At 42.3% G+C, this 16196-nt stretch carries 19 protein-coding genes and 1 other annotated feature; all 19 genes read left to right on the plus strand.

Going from position 1 to position 16196, the window contains the following annotated elements; genetic code table 11:
* The first annotated feature begins 125 nt into the window (after positions 1 to 125).
* The gene (locus tag C5695_RS07725; RefSeq protein WP_117730224.1) at positions 126 to 1370 is read left to right on the plus strand and encodes an NAD(P)H-dependent oxidoreductase; all 1245 of its coding nucleotides are present in this window, start codon (positions 126 to 128) and stop codon (positions 1368 to 1370) included.
* A gap of 12 nt (positions 1371 to 1382) precedes the next feature.
* Complete coding sequence (locus tag C5695_RS07730) at positions 1383 to 1814, plus strand: transcriptional regulator GutM (RefSeq protein ID WP_117730225.1); 432 nt, start codon at positions 1383 to 1385, stop codon at positions 1812 to 1814.
* 17 nt (positions 1815 to 1831) lie between these two features.
* Positions 1832 to 2362: a PTS glucitol/sorbitol transporter subunit IIC gene (gene srlA, locus C5695_RS07735; RefSeq protein WP_003210918.1), complete on the plus strand. Its 531-nt coding sequence runs from the start codon at positions 1832 to 1834 to the stop codon at positions 2360 to 2362.
* 13 nt (positions 2363 to 2375) lie between these two features.
* Entirely contained in the window at positions 2376 to 3386 is a 1011-nt protein-coding gene (gene srlE, locus C5695_RS07740; RefSeq protein ID WP_117730226.1) for a PTS glucitol/sorbitol transporter subunit IIB, read from the plus strand.
* 26 nt (positions 3387 to 3412) lie between these two features.
* Entirely contained in the window at positions 3413 to 3769 is a 357-nt protein-coding gene (locus C5695_RS07745) for a PTS glucitol/sorbitol transporter subunit IIA (RefSeq protein WP_117730227.1), read from the plus strand.
* Between the two features lie 133 nt (positions 3770 to 3902).
* On the plus strand, positions 3903 to 4679 hold the full coding sequence (locus C5695_RS07750) for an ABC transporter ATP-binding protein (protein WP_187441816.1): 777 nt from the start codon (positions 3903 to 3905) through the stop codon (positions 4677 to 4679).
* Positions 4680 to 4758: 79 nt separating this feature from the next.
* A complete protein-coding gene (locus C5695_RS07755) occupies positions 4759 to 4995 on the plus strand; it encodes a YlmC/YmxH family sporulation protein (RefSeq protein WP_008344958.1) in 237 nt (78 codons plus the stop codon).
* A 235-nt stretch (positions 4996 to 5230) separates the two neighbouring features.
* The gene (gene pgeF / locus C5695_RS07760) at positions 5231 to 6070 is read left to right on the plus strand and encodes a peptidoglycan editing factor PgeF (RefSeq protein ID WP_117730229.1); all 840 of its coding nucleotides are present in this window, start codon (positions 5231 to 5233) and stop codon (positions 6068 to 6070) included.
* A gap of 6 nt (positions 6071 to 6076) precedes the next feature.
* Positions 6077 to 6766, plus strand: a complete 690-nt coding sequence (locus C5695_RS07765; RefSeq protein ID WP_233230843.1) for a YggS family pyridoxal phosphate-dependent enzyme — start codon at positions 6077 to 6079, stop codon at positions 6764 to 6766.
* 1 nt (position 6767) lies between these two features.
* The gene (gene sepF / locus C5695_RS07770; RefSeq protein ID WP_117730231.1) at positions 6768 to 7226 is read left to right on the plus strand and encodes a cell division protein SepF; all 459 of its coding nucleotides are present in this window, start codon (positions 6768 to 6770) and stop codon (positions 7224 to 7226) included.
* A gap of 6 nt (positions 7227 to 7232) precedes the next feature.
* Positions 7233 to 7514, plus strand: coding sequence for a YggT family protein (locus C5695_RS07775; protein ID WP_117730232.1), 282 nt, complete (start codon positions 7233 to 7235; stop codon positions 7512 to 7514).
* A gap of 53 nt (positions 7515 to 7567) precedes the next feature.
* Entirely contained in the window at positions 7568 to 8344 is a 777-nt protein-coding gene (locus tag C5695_RS07780; RefSeq protein WP_117730233.1) for a YlmH family RNA-binding protein, read from the plus strand.
* A gap of 26 nt (positions 8345 to 8370) precedes the next feature.
* A complete protein-coding gene (locus tag C5695_RS07785) occupies positions 8371 to 8865 on the plus strand; it encodes a DivIVA domain-containing protein (RefSeq protein WP_003211323.1) in 495 nt (164 codons plus the stop codon).
* A gap of 59 nt (positions 8866 to 8924) precedes the next feature.
* Positions 8925 to 9162: a binding site (T-box leader), on the plus strand.
* Positions 9163 to 9221: 59 nt separating this feature from the next.
* On the plus strand, positions 9222 to 11987 hold the full coding sequence (ileS, locus tag C5695_RS07790) for an isoleucine--tRNA ligase (protein WP_117730234.1): 2766 nt from the start codon (positions 9222 to 9224) through the stop codon (positions 11985 to 11987).
* Between the two features lie 160 nt (positions 11988 to 12147).
* Complete coding sequence (locus C5695_RS07795) at positions 12148 to 12522, plus strand: TraR/DksA family transcriptional regulator (protein ID WP_117730235.1); 375 nt, start codon at positions 12148 to 12150, stop codon at positions 12520 to 12522.
* A 94-nt stretch (positions 12523 to 12616) separates the two neighbouring features.
* Positions 12617 to 13084, plus strand: a complete 468-nt coding sequence (gene lspA, locus C5695_RS07800; protein ID WP_117730236.1) for a signal peptidase II — start codon at positions 12617 to 12619, stop codon at positions 13082 to 13084.
* A complete protein-coding gene (locus C5695_RS07805) occupies positions 13081 to 13995 on the plus strand; it encodes an RluA family pseudouridine synthase (RefSeq protein ID WP_117730237.1) in 915 nt (304 codons plus the stop codon). Before lspA ends, C5695_RS07805 begins: the two co-directional genes overlap by 4 nt.
* Before the next feature lie 170 nt (positions 13996 to 14165).
* Positions 14166 to 14708, plus strand: coding sequence for a bifunctional pyr operon transcriptional regulator/uracil phosphoribosyltransferase PyrR (pyrR, locus tag C5695_RS07810; RefSeq protein WP_117730238.1), 543 nt, complete (start codon positions 14166 to 14168; stop codon positions 14706 to 14708).
* Positions 14709 to 14863: 155 nt separating this feature from the next.
* On the plus strand, positions 14864 to 16192 hold the full coding sequence (locus C5695_RS07815) for a uracil-xanthine permease family protein (protein ID WP_117730239.1): 1329 nt from the start codon (positions 14864 to 14866) through the stop codon (positions 16190 to 16192).
* Positions 16193 to 16196 lie beyond the last annotated feature (4 nt).

The following is a 16196-nucleotide window of genomic DNA, read 5'->3' on the forward strand; positions in this document are numbered from 1 at the left end:
ATAAACAAAATAACAAATGTTACAAGAAGCAGATTTTTGTTAATTTTTATAACATTTGTTAAAAGTTTCAGATTATTTCTCTAGCAATCTATAGAGAAGCAAGAAAACCTGAAAGGATGATTTAGATGTCAATCTATCAACAGTTGTTAGCTCGAGAACGCAGTGGGGAACCAATCAAAGTAGGAATTATCGGAGCAGGCCAAATGGGCTTTGGACTCATTTCACAAATTTCTAAAATTCCAGGCATGATTGTCGCCGGTGTTTGTGATATTCATCTTAGTGCAGCAGAGAAGGCAGCAAATTTCTACAAGCAGCATGCAAAGCCACATCAAATGGTTGTCACAAATGATTACAGAGAAGTGATTCAATCAGATTTCGTGGAAGTTGTCGTAGATGCAACAGGAGTTCCAGAGGTCGGAGCAAACATTTCTTTGGAAGCGCTTAATTCGAAAAAACATCTCGTTCTTTTAAATGTAGAAGTGGATATTACCATCGGTTTGGTGATGCATAAGTTATTCACAAATGCAGGACTTGTTTACTCAGGATCAGCTGGAGACGAACCGGCAGCAACACTAGAATTATATGAATTTGCAAAAACAATGGGACTTGAGGTGCTCGTTGCTGGGAAAGGTAAGAACAACCCATTCTTCCCAGAAGCAAACCCGGATACGTGTAAAGCAGAAGCGGATAGTAAACATATGAGTGCCCACATGCTGGCTGCATTCCAAGACGGAACAAAAACGATGGCAGAAATGAACCTACTAAGTAATGCAACAGGACTTTTGCCAGATAAGGTGGGTATGCACGGAGTAGAAGCGAATTTAGAAAATGTAGCAGATAAATTGAATCAAAAACAGCAAGGCGGCGTGCTCGATCACTTTGGAGTCGTTGAATATGTAAATGGACTTGCACCAGGTGTATTTGTCATCGTGAAGAGTGATCTTGAGCCCGTTGATGAAGAGCTACGTTACTTAAAAGTCGGAAAAGGCCCGCACTACACACTTTACCGTCCTTTCCACTTAGCGAGTCTTGAAACACCTGTTACGATCGCAAAAGCGGTCTTACAGCATGATTCCTCCATTCACCCAATTGGTGTACCAGTATCAGAAACTGTAGCTGTTGCGAAAAGAGATATCAAAGCAGGGGAATCACTTGACGGAATTGGCGGATACTCCGTAAGAGGTGTACTTGAAACACATCAAGACATGAAAGCGAACGGCCACATTCCAATTGGCTTAATCAGCGGAAAAGTCATAGCGAAAAAAGACATCAAACTAGGACAATTCCTGACGCATGATGATGTTGAACTTGATTCAAACACAACGGTCTGGAAGCTACGTTCACTACAAGATCATTTATTTCAATCATAAGGACGTGAAGCTGTGGAAAAATTAGCTATCGTACTTTGTATCGTTCTCGTTGTGCAGTATGGGTTATCTTTTATTCAAATTAAGTACTACCGAAAGAGCATGGATTCACTTATTGATGATTACAGAGGGAAGCATGGCTATCACTTATTTTCGGGAATGGAGCGGCGCAAAGTGGGCCCTGGAGCCATTGCGCTCATCATTGTGGATGAATCGTATATCATTCAAAAATGCCATGTGCTTGGCGGTGTGTCGATTTTATCTAAATTTAAAGAAGTTCCTTCATATGAAGGAAAGCATGTCGGTGCAGTGCTAGACGAGCATCATATGATGAAGCAGACGCTAAAAAAACGCAAAAAGGGGCCAGCTGTCATGCAAGCACTTTCCATGGCGGCTGAACAAGCACTTGTCTCGATTTCGAAAAAAAATATAACAAATGTGAACTAAGAAAGGGGAGATGAAACATGGAATGGATTCAATGGTTTGGAGAACACTTTATCGGAATGTTTGAAGCCGGCGGAAAGCAATTCATGGGTCTTGTTACAGGTATCGTTCCAACGCTTGTTGTGTTACTTACTTTCACTTATGCTGTCATGAAGTTTATTGGAGAAGAACGAGTGAATAGAGCGATTCAGTTTGCAGCGAAATATACCATTTTGCGCTACACGTTAATGCCGATCTTATCCGTTCTTATTTTGACAAACCCAATGGCTTATACGTTTGGCCGCTTCTTACCCGAAAAACAAAAACCAGCATTCTATGATTCAGCTGTTTCATTTGTTCATCCGGTGACATCACTGTTCCCGTATGCCAACGCAGGAGAACTATTTGTCTACTTAGGGATTGCGAACGGGATTAAAGAAGCTGGGTACTCCATGTCAGAACTGGCTGTTCGTTACTTCTTAGTCGGGATCGTCGTCATTTTACTTCGCGGAATCATTACTGAATGGATCACAAAATACTTAGCAGGAAAAATGAAAGCGAATTCACAATAGGGGAGGGTCAGACATGACAAACCACAAAGTATTTGTTGCAAAAGGCGCTGGTGGATGGGGGAAAGGCTTGGAGCTTGAACCAACTGGTAAAAGAAGAAAGGTTGTTTCCATTACAGGGGGAGGCATTCACCCAGTTGCACGTAAAATTGCAGAAATGACAGGGACAGAAGCATGTGACGGCTTTAAAAACTCGATACCAGAAGATGAAATGATGTGTGTTGTCATTGACTGCGGAGGAACGGCGCGAATCGGACTTTATCCAATGAAACGCATTCCAACTGTCGATGTGTTGGCATCCTCTCCTTCTGGACCGCTTGCAAAACATATTACAGAGGATATCTTCGTATCAGGCGTCACAGAAAAAGATATTTCCTTTGCGGAAGCGTCTGATGGTGAAGAGACTGTAGAAGGTCAAGAAAGTAGTGGGCCAATTGACAAAGAGAATTTTAAAGAAACGTATTCAAAACTGAAAGAAGAAAATATCGAGCGTCAGGAAAAAGGGAATTTCCTGATGAGGTTCTCAAGAGGAATCGGGAAAGTCACCGGTACGTTCTATCAGGCAGGCCGTGATTCCGTTGATATGCTTTTGAAAAACATTATTCCATTCATGGCATTTGTCAGTATGTTAATTGGAATTATCAATTATACAAAAATTGGTGACTTGATTGCTCATTTTCTATCACCACTGGCTGGATCTTTATGGGGGCTCTTACTGCTTGTTGTCGTCTGTACACTGCCGTTCCTATCGCCAGTCTTAGGACCTGGGGCAGTCATTGCACAAGTCATCGGTGTACTTATTGGTAGTCAAATTGCACTAGGAAACATTCCGCCTCAATTTGCTCTTCCAGCACTGTTTGCTATCAACGGTCAAGTAGGGTGTGACTTTATTCCAGTGGGGCTATCACTTGGTGAAGCGAAGCCGGAAACGGTACAATATGGGGTACCAGCTGTTTTGTATAGCCGTCTCATTACAGGGGTTCTATCTGTTGTGATCGCATACGTTGCCAGCTTCGGTATGTATTAAACGTATTAAAGGAGGAATCGAGATACATGGTAACACAATCCGTCGTAAAAGAAATTGGGATTTTAGTCCCTCAATTTAAAGAAGATAAGCTGATTGTTTTATTTGGCCCCGCAGCGCCGCAGGAATTAAGAGATATGTCCGTCATTCATGAGTTCGAACATTTAGAAGAAGAACCGCTGAAACTGGGCGGTACCATTCAAGTGGGCGATCAAACGTACACGATCACAGCCGTCGGCAATAAAGCAAATGACAACTTTAAAGAGCTCGGCCATATTTCGATCTACTTCCAAGAGCCGTTTGATGATGTATTACCGGGAGCTGTTTTTGCATCCCCGCACACCTTTCCTGATATAAAAGAAGGCGTACGAATCGAAATTTCGTAAGCATGTATGCAGAAAAGCTGTTCCTCAAAAGGAGCAGCTTTTTTATGTGAGGTTTACCAGAAAGAGCATTTGCGATATGCTGTAACCATTCATTATTTGTTTATTCAGAATTTTTACACAGGGGGAAATGATGGTGTCACTGGAATTGAAGAATGTTTCTTTAAAACGAAATGGAAAATGGCTGCTTCAAGCTGTTGACTGGCAGGTGAACAAAGAAGAGCACTGGGTGCTTTACGGTTTAAATGGGGCGGGCAAAACCGCTTTATTAAATATGCTCTGCTCATATTATTTCCCTACGTCAGGTGAGATGACCGTGCTCGGACATGTCTTTGGCAAGGAGGCTCTTGGCGAAAAGCTCAGAAAAAAAATTGGCCTCATTTCTGCGGGACTTGAAAAGAAACTGCACAGAGACGACAATGCATTTGAAATTGTTCTTAGCGGAGCATTTGCTTCAATCGGGCTTTATGAAACCCCTACAGATGAAATAAGAGAGAAAGCCATTGATCTATTAAAAGCATTTGGTTCATTCAAATATGCTAACCGGACATATGAAACTCTCTCGCAAGGAGAAAAGCAAAAAGTCCTGATTGCGAGGGTTTTAATGAATGATCCGCAGCTTTTGATTTTAGATGAGCCTGTGACAGGTCTTGATTTTTTAGCAAGAGAACAAGTGCTGGAGACCATCTCATTCATTGCTTCAAAGTCTAATGCACCGACTATGCTCTACACGACCCATCATGCAGAAGAGATTCTGCCAGTTTTTCAGCACACTTTATTATTAAAAGATGGGACCGTATTTGATCAAGGAGAAACAAAAGAAATGATGACAAGCGACTTGCTTTCGTCCTTCTTTGAATGTTCGGTAGATGTGATGTGGAGAAATGGCCGTCCGCATTTAAGTAAAGTGTAGATAAAAGAAACTATTGGTCTGCGTCCCTGCTTTTCCATCATACATATTATAGTAGAAAACGAAAGGCGGGGAAGGGCAAATGATCAGTATTTCTGAATTCCAAATCAAGGATGTCGTCGATGTGTCGAGCGGGAAAAAACTAGGCACCATTGGCGACATTGATATTAATGTCACGAGCGGTAAAATACAAGCAATCATTATTGGCGGCACAGGTAAAATGATGGGATTTTTCGGAAAAGAAGAGGAAATGATTGTGCCGTGGCGAAATATAGTAAAAATTGGCGAAGATGTAATACTTGTCCGATTGTCTTCTTAATTCACATACCTCCTCAATAAATGAATCCATTATCCTTAACATAAGCTCTCCATTCTCAGCAAACAATGTCTTTTTCGGGTAAAAAGATTACGTTTTCATATCAATTTGAAAAAAAACCTGTAGAAAGGGCACATTTGAGTGTAATATTTAATGAATCCCACTAACTGTCTACGCATGTCTTGTGGTAAAATAGGAGCGAAATAAAGAGAGATGAATGAAAGGTGGGAGGGTAGCTTTGACATACAAATATGACCCCTTTCAGCAGAAATCACCTTATGCAATGACCATTCATGATTGGACGAACATGACATGTTCTGGTAAAGAGGTATTGGCCGGATTTACGACAAAAAATGGCGGATTCAGCCTTTCTCCATATCAATCATTGAACACTGGACTCCATGTAGGAGATGATGCTTCTAGTGTCCAAATGAATCGTCAAGTCATAGCAGATGATGCTGCTGTGCCGCTCTCTGATTGGGTGTTTGCAGACCAAACACACGAGGACCGCATCAAGAAAGTCACCAAAGAACAAAGAGGAAGAGGAAGTCTTCATTATCACGAGGCACTGCCTGGAACAGACGGCTTATATACGTCTGAACCGAACATGATGCTCGCTCTTTGTTTCGCTGACTGCGTTCCGCTTTATTTTCTAGCTCCGCAAAATGGACTCATTGGAACAGCCCATGCTGGATGGAAAGGAACCGTCAAGCAAATTGGTGCAAAGATGGTTGATGTATGGATCAACCGAGAAGGTGTCAAGACCGATCAAATACAAGTCGTCATTGGACCATCCATTGGCAGCTGCTGCTACATAGTTGATGACGTGGTCTTGAATCAAGTGAAACAGCTTCACTTTTCAACAGATGATGTGTATTCCGAGATTTCACAAGGACAATATAAATTAGACTTAAAAACATTAAACAAAAACGTATTGCTTCATGCAGGAATAAAAGAAGAAAACATACATGTCAGTTCGATGTGCACAAGCTGCAATGAACAGCTTTTCTTCTCACACCGTCGTGATCAAGGAAAAACAGGACGTATGATGTCTTTTGTCGGGTTTAAGGAGGCATAAGTGCAATTGAATGTACGAGAGAATCTCAGACAAATAAATGAACAAATCAACGAAGCATGTAAAAGAGCTGGCCGGAACCCAGCGGATGTATCCGTCGTTGCTGTCACAAAGTATGTCTCGGTTGAACGGGCACTAGAAGCCAAGAAAGCAGGAATTTTGCACTTTGGTGAAAATCGTGATCAAGGGTTACTTGAAAAACAAGCGGCCATAACCGATGAAAACATTAGCTGGCACTTCATCGGCAGTTTACAAACACGAAAAGTGAAATCTGTCATTCAAACAATTGACTACTTACATTCGCTCGACAGGATGTCTCTTGCGAATGAAATTGAAAAAAGAGCGGATCACACGGTTCGCTGCTTTGTACAGGTGAATACATCGCAGGAGGAGTCAAAACACGGCTTACAAAGTGAAGACGTGATCCCATTTGTCAAACAGCTCGCTGATTTCAGACACATTGAAATTGCTGGACTGATGACGATGGCTCCATTTACAGATGATCACACTGTGATTCGAAACTGCTTTAAAACATTAAAACATCTTCAAGAAGAAGTAAAACATCTTAACCAAGTAAATGCACCTTGTCAGCATTTATCGATGGGCATGTCAAATGATTTTGAAATCGCAATTGAAGAAGGTGCGACATTCGTTCGGATTGGCTCTTCACTTGTTGGAAATGAAACAGGAGGTGCGTGACATGAGCATAAAAAATAAGTTTAAAAGCTTTTTCACTCTCGACGATGAAGAGTATGAGTACGAATATATTGATGAAGAAAGAGAACCAGCTCAAGAAGAAAAAAGCACAAAGGACAAAGCGGCATTTCAAGAGCGTCCACAGACAGGAAAACAAAATGTCGTCAGCTTGCAAAGCGTGCAGAAATCCTCTAAAGTGGTGTTAAGTGAGCCGCGTGTTTATGCAGAAGCGCAGGAGATTGCAGACCATATTAAAAACAGACGTGCAGTCGTCGTAAATTTGCAGCGCATTCAGCACGATCAAGCAAAGCGAATCATCGATTTCTTAAGTGGAACTGTTTATGCAATCGGTGGAGACATCCAGCGTATTGGCTCGAATATATTCCTCTGCACACCTGATAATGTGGATGTATCTGGCACAATATCAGAGCTATTGACAGAGGAAGAACCTCAGAGGTGGTAAATCATAGTGATTCTATATTACATTTTCCAGTTTTTACAAACTGCATTAACGATTTATTCATTCGCGATTATTATTTACATCTTCATGTCATGGGTGCCATCTGCAAGAGAAACATCAATTGGGCGTTTCCTGACAAATATTTGCGAACCGTATTTAGAACCATTTCGTAAAATTATTCCGCCAATTGGCATGATTGACATCTCGCCAATTGTGGCATTGCTTGTGATTCGTTTTGCATCATTATATGGACTAACTGGTCTTTACAATATGATTGCACGCTTCATGTAGACAGGCTGCCGGGCTTGGCACTGCCAGGCTCTTTTACATAAGAGGGGAACAAAATGAGCGATATTTATCAACATTTTAGAAAAGAAGAACAGCCATTTGTCGACCAAGTGTTAGGCTGGAAAAAAATCGCACTCGACCAGTATCGAATGAAATTAACAGACTTTCTTGATCCGCGTGAGCAGTTTATTACCGAGTCCGTCATTCAGCATGCTGATGACCTTAGGATCATGTTTTTTGGCGGGTATGAAGGAGCGGAGCGTAAAAGAGCTCTCATTTATCCTGAATATTTAGAACCTGATATTCAGGATGTTGAACTGTCTTATTTTCAAGTGAACTATGCGAAAAAGTTTATTTCCTTAGAACATCCGAAGCTTCTTGGTTCACTGATTGGGACAGGCTTGAAGCGTCAAAAATTTGGAGATCTGTTATTTTCAGAGGAAGATGTGCAGTTTATTTGTACGAGTGATGTTGCCGACTTTGTTCGGGCGCAGCTGACGCATGTCGGCAGAGCATCCGTTTCATTAGAGGAAATCACGCAGAACGATTTAAAGCCGGTTATGAGCAAGAGTGACATCAAAGAAGATACCATTTCTTCACTAAGGCTTGATGCGATATGTGCTGCAGTTAGCCGTCAGTCTCGGCAAAAGGCACAGCTTTTGGTCAAAAACGGGCTTGTCAAAGTTAACTGGAAAGTCACTGAGGACCCTTCCTTTACAATCGGCGAAGGCGATCAGCTCTCTGTTCGGGGATTTGGCCGCTTTAGCTTGAAAACGATTGATGGGAAGACCAAAAAAGATAAATTTAAAGTAACATTTGAGCTTCTGACATAACGAACTTGAATCTGGAGGTGGCGAGGTTGCCATTAACACCTAATGATATTCATAATAAAACGTTCACAAAAAGCTTTCGCGGATATGACGAAGATGAAGTAAATGAGTTTTTGAGCCAAGTGCGTAAAGATTATGAAATCGTACTTCGTAAAAAGAACGAACTTGAAGAAAAAGTAAACGAGCTTGATGAAAGACTTGGTCATTTTGCGACAATTGAAGAGACACTAAACAAATCGATTCTTGTAGCGCAAGAAGCAGCAGAAGACGTCAAACGTCATTCTGATAAAGAAGCAAAATTGATTATTCGTGAAGCAGAGAAAAATGCAGATCGTATTATCAACGAAGCGCTATCAAAATCAAGAAAGATTGCGATGGAAATCGAAGAGCTCAAGAAGCAGTCGAAAGTCTTTAGAACTCGCTTCCAAATGCTCATCGAAGCTCAGCTTGATCTTCTGAAAAATGATGATTGGGATCATTTACTGGAATATGAAGTTGACGCTGTCTTTGACGAAAAAGAATAAGCGCATCATCTTGACATGACGTGCACATGTTGCATATAATACCATCATAAATTAACAAGAGATAAACGTTTGAAAGGGACACTCGCAGTTGTCACATGCGTAATAAAGCGAATCAGGGATGGTGGAAGCCTGACATTACGAAACGCTGCAATGAGATCACCCCTTTAGTTCCTTTTCTGAAATGAATGAGTAAGAAAAGGCGTCTGATCACGTTACGATTTTAGAGTGGATAAGTGGCTGTTTCTTAGCGCTTGTCTAAAAGGGTGGTACCGCGAGACAAGCCTTCTCGTCCCTTATGGGATGAGAGGGCTTTTTTTATTGTTTTTTAATACGAATTTGCATGTGGAGGAATGGGTATGAACTACAAAGACACCTTATTAATGCCGAAAACAGAATTCCCAATGAGAGGGAACTTGCCGAACAAAGAGCCTGAAATCCAAGAGGAGTGGGCAGAAAAAGACATCTATCAAATGGTTTTAGAGCGGACAAAAGGACGCCCGACCTTTATTTTGCATGATGGACCTCCATATGCGAATGGTGACATTCATATGGGTCACGCACTTAATAAAATCTTAAAAGATTTTATTGTGCGTTTTAAATCAATGAATGGGTTCCACGCTCCGTACGTACCTGGCTGGGATACACACGGCTTACCAATTGAAACAGCACTCACTAAAAATAAAAAAGTCAAACGTAAAGAAATGTCGACAGCTGAATTCCGCAAACTATGCGAGGAGTATGCATGGAAGCAAATCGATGGTCAGCGCAATCAGTTTAAGCGATTGGGCGTCAGAGCCGACTGGGACAATCCTTATGTCACGTTAAAGCCTGAGTACGAGGCGCAGCAAATTCTTGTCTTCGGTGAAATGGCGAAGAGAGGCTATATTTACAAAGGTCTAAAGCCTGTTAACTGGTCTCCTTCAAGTGAGTCAGCTCTTGCTGAAGCAGAAATTGAATATAAAGACAAACGCTCACCATCTATTTACGTATCATTTAAAGTGAAAGATGGCAAAGGCGTACTTGAAAACGGCGAACAATTCATCATCTGGACAACAACACCTTGGACACTTCCTGCAAACCTTGGCATTTGTGTTCATCCAAATCTAGAATATAGTGTTCTTCAAGTAGGTGCTGAGCGATATGTTGTCGCATCTGAGTTAGTTGAACAAGTGGCAAAAACGCTTGGCTTTGAAGCGTATGAAGTTGTGAAAACACTAAAAGGAAAAGAATTAGATACGATCGTTGCAGAGCATCCAATCTACGGTAGAGACTCTCTTGTCATGCTTGGCGACCACGTGACGACAGATGCAGGAACAGGCTGTGTTCACACAGCACCTGGTCACGGGGAAGATGACTTTATTGTCAGCATGAAATACGGTCTTGACGTACTATGCCCAGTAGATGAAAAAGGTGTGATGACAGAAGAAGCACCTGGTTTTGAAGGGCTATTCTATGAGGATGCCAATAAAGCCATCACAGAACAGCTTGAAGCAAAAGGCGCGCTCAAAAAGCTTGACTTTATCACGCACTCCTACCCGCACGACTGGAGAACGAAGAAGCCAACGATTTATCGTGCGACAGCTCAGTGGTTTGCATCGATTAAGGATTTCAGAGAAGCACTACTCGATAATATTAAAGAAACAAAATGGGTGCCAGCATGGGGCGAAACACGCCTATTTAATATGGTGCGTGACAGAGGCGATTGGTGCATTTCAAGACAGCGTGTATGGGGGGTTCCAATTCCGGTCTTTTATGCAGAAAACGGTGATCCGATCATCACAGATGAAACGATTCAGCACGTCTCTCAATTATTTAGAGAACATGGCTCGAATATTTGGTTTGAAAAAGAAGCGAAAGAGCTATTACCAGAAGGTTTTACACATCCAGGCAGTCCAAACGGTGAATTCACAAAAGAGCAGGACATCATGGATGTATGGTTTGATTCTGGTTCTTCTCACCAAGCCGTTTTAGAAGAAAGAGATGACCTTGTTCGTCCAGCAGACCTTTACCTTGAAGGCTCTGACCAATATCGCGGCTGGTTCAACTCATCTTTATCAACAGCAGTTGCTGTTACTGGAAAAGCGCCGTATAAAGGTGTTCTCAGCCACGGCTTTACGCTTGATAAAGAAGGACGCAAGATGAGTAAATCACTTGGTAATACGATTGATCCAACGAAGGTGGCGAAGCAGCTTGGGGCGGAGATTCTTAGACTTTGGGTATCTTCTGTCAACTATCAAGCCGATCACCCAGTGTCTGATGATATCTTGAAACAAGTAGCAGAGGTCTATCGTAAAATCCGTAACACGTTCCGCTTCCTGCATGGTAACTTATTTGACTTTGAACCAGCAGTTAATGCAGTACCGGTAGAAGAGCTTCGCGAAGTGGACCAATATATCTTGATCAAATTAAACAAATTGATTGATAAAGTGAAAAAAGCATATGATGATTACGAATTTGCGGTTGTTTATCATGCCATTCACAATTTCTGTACGATTGAGCTCAGCTCTTTCTATCTCGATTTTGCAAAGGATGTCGTGTACATTGAGCATGCGGATCATCCAGATCGCCGCAGCATGCAGACGGTCTTCTACGAAACATTAATGGCATTAGTGAAGCTGACTGCACCAATTCTTCCGCATACAGCGGATGAATTATGGAGCCACTTAGGCTTTGTTGAAGAGCCAAGTGTTCAGTTAACAGATATGCCTGAAGGTGCGTTAGTTCCTCAAGCGGAAGCGACAGAAGCGAAGTTTGACCGCTTTATGGAAGTTCGTGACGATGTGCTAAAAGCGCTCGAAATTGCGCGTAATGAAAAAGTCATCGGACGTTCACTTGAAGCAAATGTAACCCTTTATGCGACAGAAGAAGTGAAAAATCTTCTTGCATCCATTAAAGAAGATGTGAAGCAGCTCTTTATCATCTCTGAATTAACGGTAGAAGATGAGCAAAATGCTGACGCGTCAGCGCCTGAATACACATCAGGACGAATTGTCGTTCAAAAAGCAGAAGGAGAACTGTGTGAACGTTCTCGTATGATTTCAAAAGATGTTGGGGCAAATCCAAAATACCCAACATTGTCACTGAAAAATGCTGAAATCGTGGAAAAATATTACCAGAATTAACAGCTCGATATCACCAACTAGCGCCCCGCCATACGCGGGGCGTTTTCTTTTTTGTGAAAATGACAGCGTTTAGAACGAAAGGAAAAATCTTATGGCTTTAAAGTGAGCAGCCGGGGCAACAATATGATTATCACGACAGGGCAGGAGTTGAAATAGCGACATGAATGGCGATCTAGAGACGATTTACACGGAACTCCTTCAAATGAAAGAAGAGCTGCAATCTAAACTGTTTGAATACGCATCATTTCGTTCACCCGCTGAGCATGTCACAATGAACGAGGTCCAAACGACCACGCTTCTTTATCACATCAAAGAAGAGCTGCAAGATGTGTCTCTCGCTATTGCAAAAATTGAGCAGGGAACCTATGGAATATGTGAGGTGACAGGTGATGTGATTCCGCTTGAACAAATGAGTATTCTTCCTACCGCCCGCACAGTAGACGACTTTTTATATCATAAGCAGTATGAGAAAAAAGCATTCACTCCTTATCCTCACGAATCAAATGATCCTCATTTTGAAGCCTTCCACATGTAGGGAGGTTTTTGTCTGTCAACTAAAGTTTCTTTACTCCTTCCTGTTTTCTTGATAAAATGCTTAAAGATCAAAGTATGAAGATGGAGGAACGTGTGTGTTCTATTACATAATCGCATTCGTGATAATTTGTTTAGACCAATTAACAAAATGGCTCATTGTCAAAAATATGATGCTCGGAGATTCTTATCCAGTGATTGATGGCTTCTTTTACATCACCTCTCACCGAAATTCAGGAGCAGCATGGGGGATTCTCCAAGGACAAATGTGGTTTTTCTATGTAATCACACTCGTTGTTATTGCGGGAATTGTTTATTATTTGCAAAAGCATGGGAAAAAGGACAAGCTGCTTGGCGTAGCGCTGGCCTTAATGCTTGGCGGTGCGATTGGCAACTTTATTGACCGTATTTTCCGTCAGGAAGTGGTAGATTTTGCTCATTTCGTCTTTGGGAATTATCACTACCCAATCTTTAATATTGCAGATTCTTCTCTATGCGTAGGGGTCATTCTGCTCTTCATTCAAATGCTGTTAGATGGAAAGAAAACGAAGGAGTCAACTACATGAACCAAGTAAATATTGCCGTTTCAGAAGAACAAACGAGTGAACGGCTTGATAAATTTCTCAGCACGACAGAACCAGAATGGTCAAGAACTCAAGTCCAGCAGTGGGTAAAAGATGGGCTGATCGAAGTAAATGGGAAGCAAGTGAAAGCCAATTACAAAGTACAAGCTGGAGATCAGATTAAAGTCGAGATTCCAGAACCAGAAGCACTAGATGTAGAAGCAGAAGCAATGGATCTTGATATTTATTATGAGGATGCAGATGTGTTAGTCGTGAATAAACCACGAGGTATGGTTGTTCATCCAGCGCCAGGTCACGTGTCAGGAACGCTTGTAAATGGTCTAATGGCACATTGCACGGACTTATCAGGGATTAATGGTGTGATGCGTCCAGGCATTGTTCACCGAATTGATAAAGACACGTCTGGGCTGTTAATGGTTGCGAAAAATGATATGGCGCATGAATCGCTCGTCAATCAGCTTGTGGCTAAGACCGTCACAAGAAAATATACGGCCGTTGTCCATGGCATCATTCAGCATGATACAGGTACCATTGATGCCCCAATTGGAAGAGACAAAAAAGACCGCCAAAGCATGACAGTTACAAAAGAAAGTTCAAAGCAAGCAGTCACTCATTTTGATGTGATTGAACGCTTTCAGGACTTCACGCTTGTAGAGTGCCGTCTTGAAACAGGAAGAACACACCAAATTCGTGTTCATATGAAATATATCGGCTATCCGCTTGCAGGAGATCCGAAATATGGACCGAGGAAGACAGTCGATTTCAATGGACAATTGCTGCATGCAGGTGTATTAGGATTTGATCATCCTAGAACAGGAGAATATATTGAATTCACAGCACCAATTCCAGCTGATATGCAAGCCTTTATCGATTCACTAAGAAATAACGATTGACAGGCCGTTCTTTTTTTGAAATAATAAATGAAGAAATTGAGATTCTTTAAAACAGTCCAGAGAGGCTGAGAAGGATAACGGATCAATTTGTGCACGTGTATGCACAAATGAACGCCCCTCTCTGCCCTTTGCAGAAGGGGCTTTTTATTTGTCAAAAAGAGGTGTAAAAGATGGAACAAAAAGCAGTCATTCTTGATGAGCAGGCGATCAGACGAGCGCTTACCCGAATTGCACATGAAATGATCGAGCGCAACAAAGGGATGAAGGATGTCATCCTTGCCGGGATCAAGACAAGAGGTATTCATCTTGCAAAGCGCCTTGCAGAGCGCATTGAGCAAATTGAAGGAAATCCAGTCACTGTAGGTGAACTTGATATTACGCTATACCGTGATGACCTGACAAAAAAGACAGACAACCAAGACCCGCTTGTAAAGGGTGCAGACATTCCAGCTGACATTAATGAGAAAACACTGATCGTCGTTGACGATGTCCTGTTTACAGGTAGAACCGTCAGAGCGGCAATGGATGCCCTTGTGGATGTAGGAAGACCATCCTCCATTCAGCTTGCTGTTCTCGTCGACCGAGGACACCGGGAGCTACCGATTCGAGCGGATTATATCGGGAAGAACATTCCGACATCAAAAGCAGAGACAGTCATGGTTCAGCTGAATGAAGTAGATCAAAACGACCTTGTCGCTATATATGAAAAATAACCTTTTTAAATGCATTCCAGAGAGTTTGCAAAGAGGGCAATAACAGAGACACCGAGCACACGGCTAACGTGACGTGCACGGTTTTTCTAGGCCTCTTTGCGCTTACTCGCAAAGAGGCTTTTTTAATGAAAAAGGACACATCTAGGAGGAAAATCATGAGTCAGCAAAAAGCCAATTTAGGCATTCGAGATATCCCAAAACCGTTCACATGGCTATCACTTAGCCTTCAGCATTTGTTTGCCATGTTCGGTGCAACCATTCTTGTACCAAAAATCATTGATATGAGTCCAGCCGTCGCGCTCATCTCAAGTGGTGTTGGAACCATTGTTTACTTAATTATCACAAGAGGACAAATTCCGGCGTATCTTGGATCGTCCTTTGCCTTTATCGCCCCCATACTAAATGTGAAAGCAACAGGCGGCCCTGGAGCCGCAATGGTCGGTGCATTCATGGCGGGTGTCGCTTATGCACTCATTGCACTATTTATTAAATGGCTCGGCACAGGGTGGCTGATGAAACTTCTGCCGCCGGTCGTCGTAGGGCCAGTCATTATGGTCATTGGTCTCGGACTCGCTGGAACAGCTGTCAATATGGCGATGTATGTTGATCCAAATGCAACCGAGCTTGTTTACAGTCTGAAGCACTTAATGGTTGCTGGCTTCACACTGGCTGTCACCATTATCAGTATGATTTTCCTAAGAGGATTCCTTAGCTTGATCCCAGTACTCATCGGAATTATCAGCGGCTATCTCTTTGCCTTAACACAAGGGATTGTAAACTTCCAGCCGGTCATTGATGCAAAATGGTTTGCTGTACCAGACTTCGTCGTACCATTTGCCGATTACACACCTGCTGTCACTTTAAGCATTCTCACCGTAATGGTGCCGGTTGCCTTTGTGACAATGTCTGAGCACATCGGCCACCAAGTGGTGTTAAGTAAAGTTGTAGGGCAAGATTTTATTAAAAAACCAGGTCTTCATCGCTCCATTTTAGGAGACAGTGCAGCGACGATCTTCGCTTCACTCATTGGCGGACCACCAACCACAACGTATGGAGAAAACATTGGCGTACTTGCCATCACAAGAGTGTTCAGTATCTTCGTCATCGGCGGAGCCGCAGTCTTTGCGATCTGCTTCGGCTTTGTCGGAAAAATTTCAGCATTAATCAGTACAGTACCGTCTGCAGTCATGGGGGGCGTTTCGTTCCTGCTCTTTGGGATCATTGCTTCAAGCGGTCTGAGAATCCTGATTGATCATAAAGTGAATTTTGAAGAAAAACGTAATCTCATTATCGCTTCAGTCATCTTAGTCATCGGAATTGGCGGAGCATTCATTGAGGTGAAACAAATCAACCTCACACTATCTGGAATGGCACTTGCAGCCATTACAGGCGTCCTGCTAAACCTGATCCTGCCGCATCAAAAATCGGACGATGACGAGTCAAATGAATCGAATACAGAAAACCTTTTAAAAGAAGTCCAGTGAGGCT

Origin of the sequence: Bacillus pumilus, assembly GCF_003431975.1 — a bacterium.
Taxonomy (GTDB): domain Bacteria; phylum Bacillota; class Bacilli; order Bacillales; family Bacillaceae; genus Bacillus; species Bacillus pumilus_N.

Excerpts from the sequence above, each read along its gene's own strand:
- srlE (WP_117730226.1), top strand. The coding sequence starts at position 2,376 with ATGACAAACCACAAAGTATTTGTTGCAAAAGGCGCTGGTGGATGGGGG.
- C5695_RS07805 (WP_117730237.1), top strand. The coding sequence starts at position 13,081 with ATGAACCAAGTAAATATTGCCGTTTCAGAAGAACAAACGAGTGAACGG.
- C5695_RS07795 (WP_117730235.1), top strand. The coding sequence starts at position 12,148 with ATGAATGGCGATCTAGAGACGATTTACACGGAACTCCTTCAAATGAAA.
- srlA (WP_003210918.1), top strand. The coding sequence starts at position 1,832 with ATGGAATGGATTCAATGGTTTGGAGAACACTTTATCGGAATGTTTGAA.
- C5695_RS07755 (WP_008344958.1), top strand. The coding sequence starts at position 4,759 with ATGATCAGTATTTCTGAATTCCAAATCAAGGATGTCGTCGATGTGTCG.
- ileS (WP_117730234.1), top strand. The coding sequence starts at position 9,222 with ATGAACTACAAAGACACCTTATTAATGCCGAAAACAGAATTCCCAATG.
- C5695_RS07725 (WP_117730224.1), top strand. The coding sequence starts at position 126 with ATGTCAATCTATCAACAGTTGTTAGCTCGAGAACGCAGTGGGGAACCA.
- sepF (WP_117730231.1), top strand. The coding sequence starts at position 6,768 with ATGAGCATAAAAAATAAGTTTAAAAGCTTTTTCACTCTCGACGATGAA.
- C5695_RS07780 (WP_117730233.1), top strand. The coding sequence starts at position 7,568 with ATGAGCGATATTTATCAACATTTTAGAAAAGAAGAACAGCCATTTGTC.
- C5695_RS07745 (WP_117730227.1), top strand. The coding sequence starts at position 3,413 with ATGGTAACACAATCCGTCGTAAAAGAAATTGGGATTTTAGTCCCTCAA.
- C5695_RS07815 (WP_117730239.1), top strand. The coding sequence starts at position 14,864 with ATGAGTCAGCAAAAAGCCAATTTAGGCATTCGAGATATCCCAAAACCG.
- pyrR (WP_117730238.1), top strand. The coding sequence starts at position 14,166 with ATGGAACAAAAAGCAGTCATTCTTGATGAGCAGGCGATCAGACGAGCG.